Annotated in this window: 13 protein-coding genes and 1 tRNA gene; 6 read left to right on the top strand and 8 right to left on the bottom strand. The window is 60.7% G+C overall.

Translation table 11 applies throughout. The features are described 5' to 3' along the window. Positions 1-55: 55 nt before the first annotated feature. Positions 56-2,470, bottom strand: coding sequence for a hypothetical protein (locus tag EYE40_RS00610; RefSeq protein ID WP_130980128.1), 2,415 nt, complete (start codon positions 2,468-2,470; stop codon positions 56-58). An 89-nt stretch (positions 2,471-2,559) separates the two neighbouring features. Beyond that, positions 2,560-3,678 (bottom strand): FAD-dependent oxidoreductase, encoded by a 1,119-nt coding sequence (locus EYE40_RS00605; RefSeq protein WP_130980127.1) that lies wholly within the window; start codon positions 3,676-3,678, stop codon positions 2,560-2,562. Between the two features lie 68 nt (positions 3,679-3,746). On the opposite strand from EYE40_RS00605, the gene EYE40_RS00600 reads away from it, so the two are divergent. From EYE40_RS00600 to EYE40_RS00590, 3 genes are read left to right on the top strand one after another with little or no spacing between them, the layout of a single operon-like run. Then, entirely contained in the window at positions 3,747-4,787 is a 1,041-nt protein-coding gene (locus EYE40_RS00600; protein ID WP_130980126.1) for a GNAT family N-acetyltransferase, read from the top strand. Positions 4,788-4,845: 58 nt separating this feature from the next. Further along, the gene (locus EYE40_RS00595; RefSeq protein ID WP_130980125.1) at positions 4,846-6,090 is read left to right on the top strand and encodes a hypothetical protein; all 1,245 of its coding nucleotides are present in this window, start codon (positions 4,846-4,848) and stop codon (positions 6,088-6,090) included. Then, complete coding sequence (locus EYE40_RS00590) at positions 6,087-6,452, top strand: hypothetical protein (RefSeq protein WP_130980124.1); 366 nt, start codon at positions 6,087-6,089, stop codon at positions 6,450-6,452. The genes EYE40_RS00595 and EYE40_RS00590 overlap by 4 nt, the downstream gene beginning before the upstream one ends. Positions 6,453-6,472: 20 nt before the next feature. Here the strand turns inward: EYE40_RS00590 and EYE40_RS15715 are convergent, their stop codons facing one another. After that, on the bottom strand, positions 6,473-6,604 hold the full coding sequence (locus EYE40_RS15715) for a hypothetical protein (protein WP_275669393.1): 132 nt from the start codon (positions 6,602-6,604) through the stop codon (positions 6,473-6,475). 68 nt (positions 6,605-6,672) lie between these two features. Beyond that, positions 6,673-6,748 (bottom strand) — tRNA-Lys (locus tag EYE40_RS00585). A gap of 82 nt (positions 6,749-6,830) precedes the next feature. On the opposite strand from EYE40_RS00585, the gene bcp reads away from it, so the two are divergent. After that, the gene (bcp, locus tag EYE40_RS00580) at positions 6,831-7,310 is read left to right on the top strand and encodes a thioredoxin-dependent thiol peroxidase (RefSeq protein WP_130980123.1); all 480 of its coding nucleotides are present in this window, start codon (positions 6,831-6,833) and stop codon (positions 7,308-7,310) included. Here the strand turns inward: bcp and EYE40_RS00575 are convergent. Beyond that, complete coding sequence (locus tag EYE40_RS00575) at positions 7,290-7,667, bottom strand: hypothetical protein (protein ID WP_240034652.1); 378 nt, start codon at positions 7,665-7,667, stop codon at positions 7,290-7,292. The genes bcp and EYE40_RS00575 overlap by 21 nt on opposite strands. Before the next feature lie 258 nt (positions 7,668-7,925). Here EYE40_RS00575 and EYE40_RS00570 point away from each other — a divergent pair, with 258 nt between their 5' ends. Beyond that, positions 7,926-8,174: a WhiB family transcriptional regulator gene (locus tag EYE40_RS00570; RefSeq protein WP_130980122.1), complete on the top strand. Its 249-nt coding sequence runs from the start codon at positions 7,926-7,928 to the stop codon at positions 8,172-8,174. Positions 8,175-8,284: 110 nt separating this feature from the next. Here EYE40_RS00570 and EYE40_RS00565 read toward each other — a convergent pair whose 3' ends face one another. Then, entirely contained in the window at positions 8,285-9,781 is a 1,497-nt protein-coding gene (locus EYE40_RS00565) for a sensor histidine kinase (RefSeq protein ID WP_130980121.1), read from the bottom strand. Positions 9,782-9,968: 187 nt separating this feature from the next. Between EYE40_RS00565 and EYE40_RS00560 the strand changes: the two genes are divergently transcribed. After that, complete coding sequence (locus tag EYE40_RS00560; protein ID WP_130980120.1) at positions 9,969-11,240, top strand: hypothetical protein; 1,272 nt, start codon at positions 9,969-9,971, stop codon at positions 11,238-11,240. Between the two features lie 23 nt (positions 11,241-11,263). Here the strand turns inward: EYE40_RS00560 and EYE40_RS00555 are convergent, their stop codons facing one another. Beyond that, positions 11,264-11,944, bottom strand: coding sequence for a DUF2290 domain-containing protein (locus tag EYE40_RS00555; RefSeq protein ID WP_130980119.1), 681 nt, complete (start codon positions 11,942-11,944; stop codon positions 11,264-11,266). Next, positions 11,931-14,102: a DEAD/DEAH box helicase gene (locus tag EYE40_RS00550; RefSeq protein ID WP_130980118.1), complete on the bottom strand. Its 2,172-nt coding sequence runs from the start codon at positions 14,100-14,102 to the stop codon at positions 11,931-11,933. The genes EYE40_RS00555 and EYE40_RS00550 overlap by 14 nt, the downstream gene beginning before the upstream one ends. Positions 14,103-14,161: the final 59 nt, after the last annotated feature.

Raw genomic sequence — 14,161 nt, 5'->3', positions numbered from 1 at the left:
GGGTCTGGGTAATTGACGAACCTAGCCTTTCCGCGCGGCGAGGAATCCCAGGCTCCTACCGCTGATTCTCAGAGTGGTTGTCAACCTCATCGGAGCCAACGGGGATGGAGACCGTTGCTGCCCTGCGTATCGGGTATCCATTCCACATCCGCGAAAATTCGCTTTCGAACCGCTGCGTGAATCGAAGGACTTCGTTTGGCTCTGCAAAACCTGCCGAGCGGACAATGTATTGCGGTTGATTCAGACCCGGCAGTCCCATCCAGTCGTAGCTTGATGGGCGCGCAAATAGATGCTCAACGCTTCGCGGACCGGAGAATTTGTGCTGACTACGGCCCCAAGCGTCGGACTCGAAACCGGATGGAGCACATAGCAAGCGCGCCAAACCGAGGTTCTCAATCTCCCTGACCGCGGTGCCAATCGCGTCGAGCGCGTTGGCCATTCGATCTATCTCTGGCGAGGTGCGTCGATAGTGCGAGTAGTCGTTTCGCACCTGATTGACCTCAACGGGAGAGATCATTTGATTCGTGATCTGAGAAAGTCCTTCTCGTAATCGCACCCTAGAAGCATCCGTCAGGTCTAGGTAAGGCACGGTCGACCGAAAAACGAAGGATTTCAACTCCGTCTTCCCTTCAAATTGAGGGAACGACCCTGCGCTTCGGGCAGATGCAGAGCGATCTTGCTCGAGACGAGCGAGCTCCTTTGAAAGGATCCCAAACCCACGTACCAGGGAGTATAGATCCATCTTGTCTGACGTAAAGTCGAAGTTCTCATGTTCGTTGCCGGACAGGTCATGAGCGACTTGAAGCCGAGAAAGGCCGAGCAATCGGTCATGCTCATTGTCGTAGCTGAACGGCGAGAACTCAGAAGTGTGGTCGGTCAGAAGCGCCCACGTCCCGAATGCGAGACTGTCTATGAGAAGGCCCTCGAGTTCAGTGAAATAGAGACTTGCTACTCCCCGAAACGTTTCGGATTCGCCAATGCCGGAAATTCTAGAGGATTGCGTCAGCGCAGAAATCCTTTGATGGAGGTCCCAAAAATATCCGTGCGGATCGTCCTCGAAATGCACGGCAAACCCAAGCTTCCAAAGAATGGTCTCGACGAGATCGCTATCAGATAGGTGCTCGCCATCTTCCAGGCCGACCTCCTCGCACGCCATTATCATGTTGGTCTTTCGTGCCAGGACCATTCGTCTCAGTGCGCTTCGCGGGTCGGTCGATCGGAAGAAATTTTCGAGCCGCTCGTCGAGGTCGTCAGAGTCGAAGCCACGGAGTTGCCAGTCGAGCTCTTCCGTGTCTGTGAGGTCGTCTTTGAGATAGAGCTTGTGTAGAAGCCGACGTTCTCGGAGCGAGGCGAATCCTGGATCACTCGAAACGAATCGCACCCCGAAATGACCCAACTCGGGGACCAAATTGAATGCCCCTGAACTCCTACGGATGTTGGTCACCGGACGACGTATCTCGCCTTTTGGTATGTGAATTTCTCCGGCTCGAACTAGATAGTCGAGTCCCTGCGTCAGCCACGATTCTTCAGCTAGCAGCGCGATTTGCTGCATTTCCGCGCGAGTCAGTTTGGCAACCATGTCGCGGGCTGAACCCGTCCCAAGCGCGTCCTTCACAACCTCGCGGAAAGCGCCCTTCGTGCTATCTAGGAGGTAGACAAGCAAACTCGAAAACTCGGTATCGCTGAGACAATCTCCAATCAGCGCAACGACTGTGCCGGAATGATGATCGCCATAGTACGAACCAGCAAAGTCCCGCACTTCAAGTGCTAGCCCCCACCAATCGGCTGTCTGATCGGATTCCTCATCCAGAATTCGATGAAGCTTCTTCCGCTCGTCATTGATAGTCGCGTCATATCCGGTGGTCAAACGAATGGGATGGACGGCGTTGCAGGTTGACTGCGCGCAGTGGAAAGCGGGGACTTGCCTGCTGAAATGCACAAAGCGAGACGTTGCACTGTTCAGAATTCCGTAGGGGCCAAGCACGAACGTGCCGTACTGGAACACTCCCGCCGGCACCTCGTCTATCAACCTGAAGGTCTCATCGAGTGTCAGCACGTCTTTTTCATCTTCAAACAAGACGGAGTACGCGTCGTATATGTCGCGGCCGTAACTGTAGGGAAATCTGATCTTGCGCTCGACCAACTGCGAAGAAATGGCTGATGCTAGTTTTTCGACATCCGTCAGTTCGACGTCGATGAACAGTTCTTTATGCCCAAACGTTAGAGCGCACATCAAGTGCGCCTCCATCGCGGGGATGTGCTCCTTACGGATAAGCCGATCTTTCATCTTCGCGCCCTCCGCGCTAAGAGCGAGCGCAGAGTTGATGTCGCCCGAGACGGCGTAGTCGTTTGGGATAATACAGTCGCCAAGAATTTGGAGAAGATCACTTATTTTGGAATAGCGCTCACGCCAAGCTGGATCGGCGTACTGAGTCGCGAGTTCCTTCGCCGTGTGTCCCAAAATGCTCACCCTCGTCATCGAAGTCGTGTGGATCGTCGGGACCAGCCAAACACGATTTACATTCGAATCAACATCCCAGTTCGGGGCTACTTTCAGATCTAGCGGCCCAGCGAGAACAGCGCGGGCGCCGCGCGGCGCTCCACCAGGTCGGCGAGCACCCGCCCGACCGCGGGCGTGAACTTGAAGCCGTGACCCGAGAAGCCTGCGCCGATCACGAGCGGCCCGATCCGGTCGAGTACGAAGTTCGAGTCGGGGGTGGTCGTGTACGTGCAGCTGATGGCGGCGAACTCGTCGGGGTCGACGCCGGGCAGCCAGTCTCGCGCGTAGCGCTGCAGCGCGGCGAGCTGCTGGGGCTCGGGCAGGAAGTCGCGGGCATCCGGATCGACCACCGGGCCGACCCCGTGCCAGCCGGCCTTCACACCCTCGCCCGGTGTGAGCATGCCGTAAATCGGCGAGCGCCAGTAGTCGTAGTCGGCGTCGCCCGCGGTCGGAGTGTGGTTGAAGCTCGGCCAGGCGATCGAAGCGTCGCGCACGGCGAAGTGCGCGGGCTGCTCCTGCGTGACCACGAGCCGGGGATGTGCCACGGTGCCGAGGAGCTTGTCGGTCCACGCACCCACGGTGACGACCGCCGTTCGGGCGGTGATCTCGTGCACGCCCTGCGGGGTCTCGTAGCGGAGAAGGACGTCATCCACACCTCGCACGGTGAGTTCGAGAACGCGCGCATTGTGCAGCACCGTCGCGCCGTGGGTCGCGGCCGAGCGCTGCAGAGCAGTCACGGCAGCGTCGGCATTGACGCGACCACCCTGCGGCGTGAACAGCACCCGTCCGTCGAAGCGGATGCCAGGCCAGCGTCGCGAAGCCTCGGCCGGGTCGAGGAACTCGGGTTCGAAGCCCGCGTGATCCATCGCTGCGAACGTGTCGTCGAAGTCGGGGTTGGCCCCGTGGTTCACGAGGCCGACGAGATCGAGCAGCGGAGTTCTGGTCTCCCGCTCGAGCTCGCGCCACGCGGGCAGCGCCTCGACCAGCAGGTCGACATAGTCCGGGTCGGCATAGGCGGTGTTGAAGTTTCGGGATGCGCCGTGCGACGCCCCGTTCTTGTGCCCCGGCCCGAACCGCTCGAGCAGCAGCACCTCGCGACCGCGCAGGGCGAGTGCCCGCGCCGCGGCCGACCCCATCGCGCCACCGCCGATGACGACGACCTCCACCTGCTCGAGCATGGATCCTCCGGTCGTTATCGAACTGTCGCCTCTCACGATATCGTCCGGGTCTAGGGTGGTTTTCCATCATGAACTTCACGGTTGAAGAACTCATCGTCCCCGCCGAGATCACTCCTGACTGGGTCGCCCAGGTCGATCTCCGCAACGACGTCATCGCCGAGTTCGTGGGCAACCGCGACCTGTCACGTGAGCCCGAGGAACTGCTGCCCAGGTGGCAGAACCCGCTCGAGGTCAAGCACGGGGTGCTCGCCCGGGTCGACGGCGAGATCGTCGGCCGCGGCGTGTACGAGACCGAATCGGACGCCTCGGCGGCGTGGGTCTCCGTGGAGGTCCTGCCAGAGTTTCGCGGGCACGGCATCGGCTCGGCCCTGCACGAGCAACTCGTGGCGTGGGCCCGTGAGGAGGGCAAGACCTCCATACAGAAGTACGCGACGGAGGCGTTCTCGGACACGACTGACGTCATCCCGTCGCCGACCGGCTTCGGCGCCGTGCCGCGCGACACCGCGTCGAGCGCATTCCTGCTGAAGCACGGCTACGTGCTCGAGCAGGTCGGGCGCATGAGCCGCCTGGACCTCCCCGTCGACGTTACGGCGCAACTCCAGCAGGCGCGGGATGCCGCCGGCCCCGACTTCACCGTGCTCACCTACACGGGCCGCACCCCCGAGCACCTGCTCGAGGACATGGCACAACTGCGGCAGAGCATGGGAACCGATGCCCCCAGCGCGGGCATGGACACCGCGAGCATCTGGACCGCCGAGCGCGTGCGGGCCGACGACGACGCGTACGAGCTGTCGCCCAGCACGATGGTCGTCGCGATGGTGCACCACGCACCTTCGGGTGAGGTCGCCGGCTACACCGAGCTGGACGTGCCACCCGAGACCGAACGTGCCGTGGCGCAGGGCAACACGATCGTCATGAAGGCGCACCGTGGTCACCGGCTGGGCATGCTGCTCAAGGTGGCGAATATCGCGGCTCTCGACGAGTTCGCGCCGGGGCATCCCGCCATCACGACGTCGAATGCTGTGGATAACGTTCACATGCTCGCCGTCAACGAAGCAGTCGGGTTCACCCCCTGGGCGACCATGGGCGCGTGGAAGACGGAGCTCTAGCTCGTTTGTCATTCGCGGGGATGACGCGCCTCGGGATGACGCGTGCTCAACTTATGGGATGATCTCCCGGCTGCTCGTCTCGCTCGTGTTGAGCGGAGCGTTGCTGATGACCGGGTGTTCACCTCTTCCGCAGCCTCCTGCCCAGTCCGTCGCGGCGGCGCGGGAGTTCGAGGCGGAGATCCGCGCACTGCCCGGCGTCACCAAAGTCGTCGCGGAAGTCGACGCGGTAGACGAAAAGGACAGGCCCGGCGAGTTCTACCTTCGTCTGGTCGTCACGGCGGCCCGTGCGGATGACCTGGCGACACTTCCCGATCTCATCGCGGCGGTTCCCTCGCCGACGGGCCTGCGACTCAGCAGCACGCTCTTTGTGCCGAAGGGTCCGGGCGTGGCCGCGGTCACCCTGGAGAATTCGCGGGAGGTAGAGCGAGCTGCGGTGCTGCGTGCGCTTCCCATGGTCGACTCGGTCAGGATGGATCCGACAAGCGATTCCGTGCAGGTCGCGTCAGAGATTCGAGTGGCCTCCGCGGTCGCCGCCCTTCGCGAATCCGGCACGCTCACTTCCGACCCCTTCGATGCGGTGTCGGTCAGTTGGGAGGGGTTCGACCTCAACGTCTCTGTCTCGGCCGCCGGACCCTCCGACGCTCTGATCGATTACCTCGAGGAGGCACGGCCTCGCGTCGACCGGATCAGTTCAGTGGAACCGCGCGAGCAGTCCCCGCGACCCCACCTGACGGTGAACGCATCCTCACCAGGGGTGATAGCGCGATCGCTCGCTGCGCTGACCGGCGACGAGACTCCGGGACGACCGCGAACCGTATTCTTCGTCCACTCCGACACGGAGAGCATCACCGGCTACGTCGGACTCCCCCTCGGCTCAGCCGAACCCGACGACCTGGCCCTCTTCGAACCCACCCCGGCCCCGATTGACGAAGTGGCCCGGGCGGCGCAGGTCGCGGCCGACACGGAGCTGCTCACGCAATTCCTCCTCAATTCGGCCGAAGCCTCCGGTGTCCCCGGAACTCCCGAGGTATTCGTTGGTGAGTGCTCCACCGGAGCTGACGGAGTGCAGGTGCAGGGCACCCTCCTGCTGCCCGTCTTCGAGTACGCGGATTCCGCCGAGCCCGCCTACAAAGCCGTCACACGGTTCTGGAAGGCGAGTGGCCTCGAACACACCGAGCAGGCGACGGGCACGTCGATCTACTCGCCCAGCACCGTGCAGCGGATTGAGCAGGCAACCATCCGTGGCACCACCGAGGGCGTTCGTATCACGGCGATGACGACGTGCCTGGAGCAGGGGAAATGAGCCGACTCGGACGGATCGCTCTCGCGACCACCGCGGGACTCTTCTCGATCGTCGTGGCCTTCGGAATCGTCATCCAGCAGAGCGTTGGTGATCCCGGCGAGAATTGCTACTCTAAGCAGTTTCCGCCGGAAGGGTTGCATCCCAGCCCCGAAGGCCAGTTCAACGGACAGGCGATCAGCTACTTCCCGTTCGGCATGGCCTGCAATTGGACGATGGCGGACGAGTCCAGCTACGAGCAACCGAACCCCAACCCTCTGCCGACGGTTTTTCTGTACGGCGGTCTGATCTCGGTGCTGTTCGGCCCGACGCTGATCACGCGCCGCATGCGCACAAAGGTCCCCTCCACCCCCTCGCCCGAGTGAATGACCTCGGACGTGGGGATTCAGACCGCCGTTCCCCGGTTCATGCCGGGCTGGATCATGAGCAGGTCGTCGCGCTTGTGCCTGCGGCACTCCTCGTCGACGCCGAGCGAGTAGCGAGCCTCGCGATCGAAGAATTCGTCACGGGGTTTCATGCTCCGACTGTACGGGACGCAAAACGACCGAGCGGGACACAAAAGGGCCCCGCCGAAGCGGGACCCGTTGGTGCACCCCCCCGGACTTGAACCGGGAACCCACTGATTAAGAGTCAGTTGCTCTGCCAATTGAGCTAGAGGTGCGTAGTTCGGGATACCCGAACCGACTAGCAAGATTAGCATGGGAAAAACCCCCTCGCGAACCGCAACTCAACCAGGAGCATCCATGACCGGAACACGACTCGAAACCGGTGCTGTTGCCCCCGCTTTCTCCCTCAGCGACCAGGACGGCAACGCCGTCGCCCTCAGCGACTTCGCCGGGCGAAAGGTCATCCTCTACTTCTACCCGGCGGCCTCCACGCCGGGCTGCACCACGCAGGCCTGCGACTTCCGCGACAACCTGAGCGCGCTCGAGCGCGAGGGCTACAGCGTGCTCGGTGTCTCGAAGGATCCGGTCGCCGACCTCGTCCGATTCCGCGACGAACAGCACCTGACCTTCCCGCTGCTCAGTGACCAGGACCTCGACGTGCACAAGGCCTACGGCGCGTGGGGCGAGAAGAGCCTCTACGGCAAGATCGTGACCGGCACGCTGCGTTCGACCTTCGTCATCAACGAAGACGGCACCGTGCAGCTCGCGCTATACAACGTGAAGGCGACCGGCCACCTCAGCATGCTGCGCAAGAAGCTAGGCCTCGTCGTCGCCTAGCGGCGGGCGAAGGTGCGCCCGCACCGGTGACCTGAAGAGCAGCACAAACACCGCGATCGCGGGCAGCAGCAGGATCCAACCGATGTCCGGTCGTGGCAGGAAGCCCTGAAAGCTGCCGAGCGCGACCGACACCAGAAGCACCTGCACGACGATGGATGCGCCTCGCGTCCACGACCCGCCGCGCCACGCGCCGACGACGATCGCACCCAGCCACAGGGCGGCCAAAGCCACCACGACGGTCAGCGCGATGGCGCTCGCGTAGCTCTCGGGCGCGGCCACGAGAAGCTCGAAGACCAGGAACACCGTGATTCCCACGAGGGCAACGAATTCGAGAGCGAGCACAACGACGAGCGCCACAACCTGAGGGTGACGAGGCCGTAGTGGCGGGGAGTCCCCGCTGTCCAGCACGCTATTGGGGGTCACGTTCACAGCCATATCCCATACAAAACCATTGATTTGCTTTCTCCGTTATGAGAGTCTATTGGAGGTTGATTTGACTCCTACAAGGTCGTGGGTGGATCCCAAACTCTTGCCCTTCCCATCCGAAGCACAGGGCATCACCCATGCAGACGCGTAGATTTTTTGGCGTGCGAGCAAACTACACCTAGGAGCATCATGGACTGGCGCGACAAAGCCGCCTGCCTCACGGCCGACCCCGAGCTTTTCTTCCCCGTCGGAAACACCGGACCGGCCGTCGACCAGATCGACAAGGCCAAGGCTGTATGCGGTCGTTGCACCGTCACCGAGATGTGCCTGCAGTACGCGCTCGAGACCTCACAGGACTCCGGCGTCTGGGGCGGCCTCAGCGAAGACGAGCGCCGCGCCCTCAAGCGTCGCGCCGCACGCGCCCGCCGCGCTTCCTAACCACAAATTTCTACGAAGATCACAACCGCCTAGCAGCAGCAACACGGCCCGCAGTCCCCTTACCCGGGGCTGCGGGTTTCTTCGTTGGCGGCGCGTTGTTCTCGGAGCGGCTAGGTGCGGGTCAGCCAGGTCGCCGGGATCTCGATGGTCACCTCGGTGCCCGAACCCATCAGCGTGTGCCAGTCGATGGTGCCGCCGAGCTCGCCCTGAATGAGCGTGCGCACGATCTGCGTGCCGAGACCCGAGCCGACCTTGCCCTCGGGCAGCCCCACACCGTTATCGCGCACCTTGACGCTGAGCATCACGTCATCCCGATGCGCGACGATCTCGACTTCGCCATCGGTCTTGCCTGCCAGGCCGTGCTCGACCGCGTTGGTCACGAGCTCAGTGAGGGCGAGGGCGAGGGGGGTGGCGTACTCGCTGGGCAGGTTGCCGAAGCTGCCGCTCGATTTGGGATGCACGGTGGTGTTGTGACTGGACGCGACCTCGGCGATCAGCAGCAGCACCCGGTCGAACACGACGTCGAAGTCGACGTTCTGGTTGAGGCCCTCGCTCAGGGTGTCGTGCACCACGGCGATGGCGGCGACGCGACGCATGGCCTGGCCGAGCGCCTCGCGCGCGACGTCGCTGTGGGTGCGTCGGGCCTGGATCCTGAGCAGCGATGCCACGGTCTGCAGGTTGTTCTTGACCCGGTGGTGGATCTCGCGGATCGTCGCATCCTTGGTGATGAGCTCGCGCTCCTGGTGCCGCACCTCGGTGACATCGCGGCAGAGCACCATGGCTCCGATGCGTTCACCGCGATTGCGAATCGGGATGGCGCGTACCGAGACGGTTACGCCGCGAGCCTCGATATCCGTGCGCCACGGTGCGCGTCCCGTGACGACGAGCGGCAGCGATTCGTCGACCACGAGCCGGCCGTGCAGCAGTCCGGTGGTGACCTCGGCGAGGGACTCGCCCTCGAGCTCGCCGGCGAAGCCCATGCGGTTGAAGGCGCTCAGCGCGTTCGGTGAGGCGAAGGTGACGTTGCCGTCGATATCCAGGCGAATGAGGCCGTCGGATGCGCGTGGGGCGCCACGGCGCGGGCCGGTGGGCGCCCCCAGGTCGGGGAAGTCGCCGCTCGCGATCATCAGGAACACGTCGTTGGCGCACTCGTTGAAGGTGAGCTCCTGGCGGCTGGGGGTGCGCGCCTCGCTCAGGTTGGTGTGGCGGGTGATGATGGCGACGGGCGCGTCGGAGACCTGCTTGCCGCTCGGCGAGAGCCGGCGCACGACGGGAACGGCGCGCACGCGCGTGGGGGTCTCCTCGTACCAGGTGGGTGCACCGGAGTCGATGATGCTACAGGTGTCGAAGCTCTGGGTGACCTGCTGCTTCCACTCGGGCTTGATGGCCTGGCCGACGAAGTCGCGGTAGAAGAGGGTGGCCGAGCTGGAGGGGCGGGCGTGCGCGACGGCGACGAAACTGCCCTCGGCGCTGGGCACCCACAGCACGATGTCGGCGAACGCGAGGTCCGCGATGAGCTGCCAGTCCCCGACCAGGAGGTGCAGCCACTCGATGTCGGCGTCGGTCGAACGCCCCTGGGCCTGGACAAGATCACTGAGCGTCGACACAGTCTCAGGCTAGTCGGTTACAAACTTTTGGCACGCTCGTCGCATGTTGCGCATGCAACTTTCGAATCGCGCCAAAGAATTAGCCCTCCGCATCCAGCCCGTGAACAAATCCACCATAATTTGACAATGCCCCACTTCGCGCCCATTCCACAACGAGAAGAGTCGAACTGGGGCCTGGAGGATCCACGTGTCACTGCGCCTCCTTTTCCACATTCGCATCAGCCGACTTGTTAGAACGCAACTGAATATGGATTCAAGGGAAGAATTAGAAGACCGGCGGGCTAAAGAGCGCGCGGATGCTGAGAAACGCGCCGCTGATGCGGAGTTTCAGCTAAGCGCTGAAGCCCACTCCAAGGCAAAGAAAGCCAGGCGCGCAGCCGCTCTCAACGTTCTGAAAGCGAAGTGGGGTCGGTGGCTTCGTGGTCATCGCTTGTGGTGGATGATCGGTTCCTTCTTCGTAGGCGTAGTCTTCGTTTTCGGCTCCTACTTCTCAGACGTGGCGTCTCCCGCCCGGGAATGGCGAAATCCGTGGCTCAGCAACCTACTTGTAAACGCCGGTACGGCTTTTGTACTCTTTGGCCTTTTCTATGTTTTGACGGAGCGGCTCTCTGCCCGAGTGAAGTTGACCGAGCGTGATGTGGGACAGACGCAGTCAGACTTGCAAAATATTGAAGATGATCGGCTGGCGCCAAGAACAGATTCAACCAGACGAGGAAATGGGCTCGCTGTAGAAGCCGAACGACCGGGGCCCCAAGATGACGACACGTTATCGCACTCCGCATCGATCGATGCAGCCCCATCGATCGCAGAGGTTGTGCAGGCAGGCATGGCGAGGCGCCGTCTCGAGGAAGAGGCGCTCTATGAGAAAGTGGCAACCCAGCCAACATCGAAGCTGGTTCACATGGCACTTATGAAAGCCAAGCTGTCCGGTGTTATCAGCTCCACGGGACCAAGATGCGAGCTAAGGGAAACCGACTTGCATGTTAGATTCTTGGCCTCGGTCGATAGTGCGCAGGTCATTCTGCAACTGGAGACGGCTGATGGGGTGATTCTTGCGACTCTTGCGTGGGGCGAAAGCAACGACGCTGGCGCGGTGATCATCGCACTGGGAACTGTCTTGATACGTCTAGATCTCTATCCTGGAGACCAGCTTTACTTCGGCAGTGATCTACTCACGCAACTCTCGGACTTATTGATGTATGCCTCTCGTTATCGACAGAGCGTCACAGGCGAGAGAGATATTCATGGTGTCATCGAAGTTCTCGATTCGGGATGGGTGATTATGGATCGTGGCATGGTGCCCAAGACCTATCGCGCGTACCTAGTCGCGTCATCGAGGTTGGACGAATCGGATTGGGCCAGCCACATTCGGAATAAGGCGTGGCCGGAGAGCCGGTACGTTGAGGAAGCGCTAGCTATCGCTCGCGGCCTGCACGGCGTAGTGCTCGACCAAGATTAATAGTCAGCGCATCCGCCTGCTATCTAAATTCCAGCGGGCACCGAAACGTGGATATTGCCCGTCAAGTCGACTAAAACATGCGGGTCAAATCTTCTATCCGGCTCGATATTGAGTGCAAGATTAGGCATAGCGGGAGATTGATAGAAGTGTCGGACGAGGAAGTCCATGAAGGCCCATGGCGTGACGGGAGCTGCTACGGGGATCCGACAGTGCTTGTACTGACCAAGGGTTAGGTGAGTCGCATGATGGTCTATCGATACTCCCTGACCCTGGCGGACATCAAAATCAAACCGCATTGGAACAGCTAGTCCTTGCGGCCCAATCACGTCTGCATACAAATGCTCGCGGAGATAGAGCTCCGAATCATTCTGAAACTCGACCAGATGGGGTGAAGGGAGAAACACAACACGGTGTCGACTCAGGCGGTGACCTTGGAACTCATAAGCGAAGTGGACCAGCGCCTTGTCTAACATGACGAAGTTAAAAGCTCTTCTTTCCGCCTGCTCGTTGTAAAGTGCGTCGTACGAGGTCGCGTTTATAACCGAGCGATTAGGCGGATGGGCCGTGGAGACCGTGGTCGTCGCGGCGCTGCGAGTGAGAGTCGGCCATTCTTGGTCATCCGTCAGGCCTATTCTCGCCAGTTCAACGGTCAGGCGATTGATGCCATCGCGCAACTCGGCCGCCGTGGGCTCACGAACCGTCACTTGAGAGAAGTCTTTCGATCAGCCGCGCGCGGACTTCTGGATCCAAATCCTCGGGGAACATTCGCTGTTCTTCGAGATCGTCAAGCAAGTCTCGCGCGGACTTCTTTCGCAATCTAATCGTCTCCGCAAGCTCCGGAGAGACATCGCGATGAAGCATCGTGAGTTTTTCCCTCTCGGTTGCAGTCGGGTACCTGAAGTGCAACTTGAAGTTCTCTGCTTTTGCTCGTTCAAATTCCGCAACGAGTAGGTCCATTTCATCACCTACGCCCACCACTCTCACCCACGCCTTACTGCGGGTGATAGCGGTGAAAAGACGATTCCGTATCGAAGAGAGGTTGTATATTGCCTCGACCCCCTCTTCGGCGTTTACGATGTAGACCATTCCAGCTTCGTTACCTTTGGCGCGATAAATGCCTGTAAAAGTGACCGATTTACCCTCTCGGTCGAAGAAGACGTCCGCCGATGTATCGATTCCGGCGAGATGGTTGGAGATACCTCTTTCTAGAAGGTCGGCTCGCAAAGGAGCGAGGTTCTTTCGTGCCGTAATACCATTTGGGTTGATGACGATGATGTCGTCATGCCGCAGCTCATCTTCACGAATATTCGATTCGATCTGAGCTGCCACCCACGCATTCTGGTCTTCCTTCGAGTCGAAGCGGTGAAACTGGATCAGATCGTCAATCGGCGAGTGCCGCTCCAGGAGGGGAGGGCTGGAACGCTCCGTCCGAGAGAGAACGACCTCCCTATTCTCTTCGAGCGGGCCCTGATCAACGTCGTACCCAATGTCCTCCCACAGACTCGCGTGCTCGAAAAGCTGAACCAATCCAGTTTCTTGCCCCGGGGGTGACTGACGATAAATTCCGAACCCTAGAGCGTGTGCTGTCACCAGAACTGGGCGCGAGTTTCGGTAGCACTTCTCGAGGACCACATCCCGCTTCGAACCCTCTGGGGATTCGAATTCCACTAGTGGCCTACCCAAGCGATCCGATCCAAAAACTTCTTCGGGCGAAGGAAGCCCACCGCCGTTGAGATTCTGAAGTTCGTCATATGCGTAAACAAGGCGCTTAGGCTCCTTGAGCATTAGGTGGCACATCTTCAAGAAACTAGCTGGCAGGTCCTGCGCCTCGTCGACGAGTATCGCGTCGTAGGTTTCTTCTATCTCTACAGTTTGCTTCAGCGCTGCGTTGCAAGCTCCGGCAAAGGCATTCGATGAGCCCCAGTGATTTGCCGCTTCGGAGAAGTTGAAATAGTTGGCTCCGCTCATCGCGCAAAATTCGCTGTATATGCCGCCACGCTCAGGATCTTTTCCGATGCCACCCCACGCATTGAGAATTCTGAGTTGCTTCCAGTCCGGTTCCTCGCCGGTCGCCTCGAAGGAAAAGCCGGAGATCAGACGTCGGAACTGATCCTTGAGCGATCGGGTGTTGAACGTGACCGCGATCTTCCACTCGGGATGTTGAGTGTGGAGATAGGCGGCCTTCATCGCCAGGACGACCGTCTTTCCGCTACCTGCCAAACCGCGGATACGCTGAACTCCGTCAATAGGTTCAATAACCGCTCGGCTTTGAAGTCCATCAAGCGTTGCTATCGAGCTCTCCAACTCGAGCAGACGCGCCCCGCGGGAAGTCGCGTTGCTGGGGCTCCTCGGAACTCTGGCCCGCCGCATCGGAAGCAGATTCTGAACCGCAGACAAAAGGACTTCGAAAATCGCCGTTTGGCTTGCGTCCGTTGGCAGCGCCGAAAGTGTTGCAAGAACACCATCTCCGTTGAGGACCGGGTAGTCCGCCGTTGAAAGGCGGGCGGCCAAGTCATCGCTAATGCCTGGGGCAAAAGTCACTGCTGAGATGTGCGGAATGAAATCACGGCGTGAATTTAGTTCTCGGTGCCCAGACAGACGAGATTTCAGCACCCGGACAAGGTCGTCTTGGCGAGTCTCGAAGTCACCTAACTCGTTCCCCTCAACTACATCGAACGCAACTACTCCGAATAGCGGCGAGACGAGTAGTGAGTCGATCGCGAACGCGTGTGAGTCACCGGCTACGACAGGGAAGCCTGTCGTCATTTCGCCACTGATCTCCGCTTGGTTTCGAAGAATCCTTACTAACTCGCCGGTAGCAACGGGCTTAGAGACAGCACCTTCGACAACGTTCACACTCATGCTCGAATGGTAGTTGTAAAAGCTCTTACTATTGCGGGAGACTCAGTCGTCGAGTTCGC

Origin of the sequence: Glaciihabitans arcticus (genome assembly GCF_004310685.1) — a bacterium.
GTDB classification, from domain to species: Bacteria; Actinomycetota; Actinomycetes; order Actinomycetales; family Microbacteriaceae; genus Conyzicola; species Conyzicola arctica.
The sequence above is the reverse complement of the archived record's forward strand: the minus strand, read 5'-3'. Positions and strand labels throughout refer to the sequence as shown.

Bases quoted from the DNA above. Each gene is read 5' to 3' on its own strand.
- EYE40_RS00605 (WP_130980127.1), bottom strand. From the start codon at position 3,678: ATGCTCGAGCAGGTGGAGGTCGTCGTCATCGGCGGTGGCGCGATGGGG.
- EYE40_RS00600 (WP_130980126.1), top strand. From the start codon at position 3,747: ATGAACTTCACGGTTGAAGAACTCATCGTCCCCGCCGAGATCACTCCT.
- EYE40_RS00595 (WP_130980125.1), top strand. From the start codon at position 4,846: ATGATCTCCCGGCTGCTCGTCTCGCTCGTGTTGAGCGGAGCGTTGCTG.
- EYE40_RS00590 (WP_130980124.1), top strand. From the start codon at position 6,087: ATGAGCCGACTCGGACGGATCGCTCTCGCGACCACCGCGGGACTCTTC.
- EYE40_RS15715 (WP_275669393.1), bottom strand. From the start codon at position 6,604: ATGAAACCCCGTGACGAATTCTTCGATCGCGAGGCTCGCTACTCGCTC.
- bcp (WP_130980123.1), top strand. From the start codon at position 6,831: ATGACCGGAACACGACTCGAAACCGGTGCTGTTGCCCCCGCTTTCTCC.
- EYE40_RS00570 (WP_130980122.1), top strand. From the start codon at position 7,926: ATGGACTGGCGCGACAAAGCCGCCTGCCTCACGGCCGACCCCGAGCTT.
- EYE40_RS00550 (WP_130980118.1), bottom strand. From the start codon at position 14,102: ATGAGTGTGAACGTTGTCGAAGGTGCTGTCTCTAAGCCCGTTGCTACC.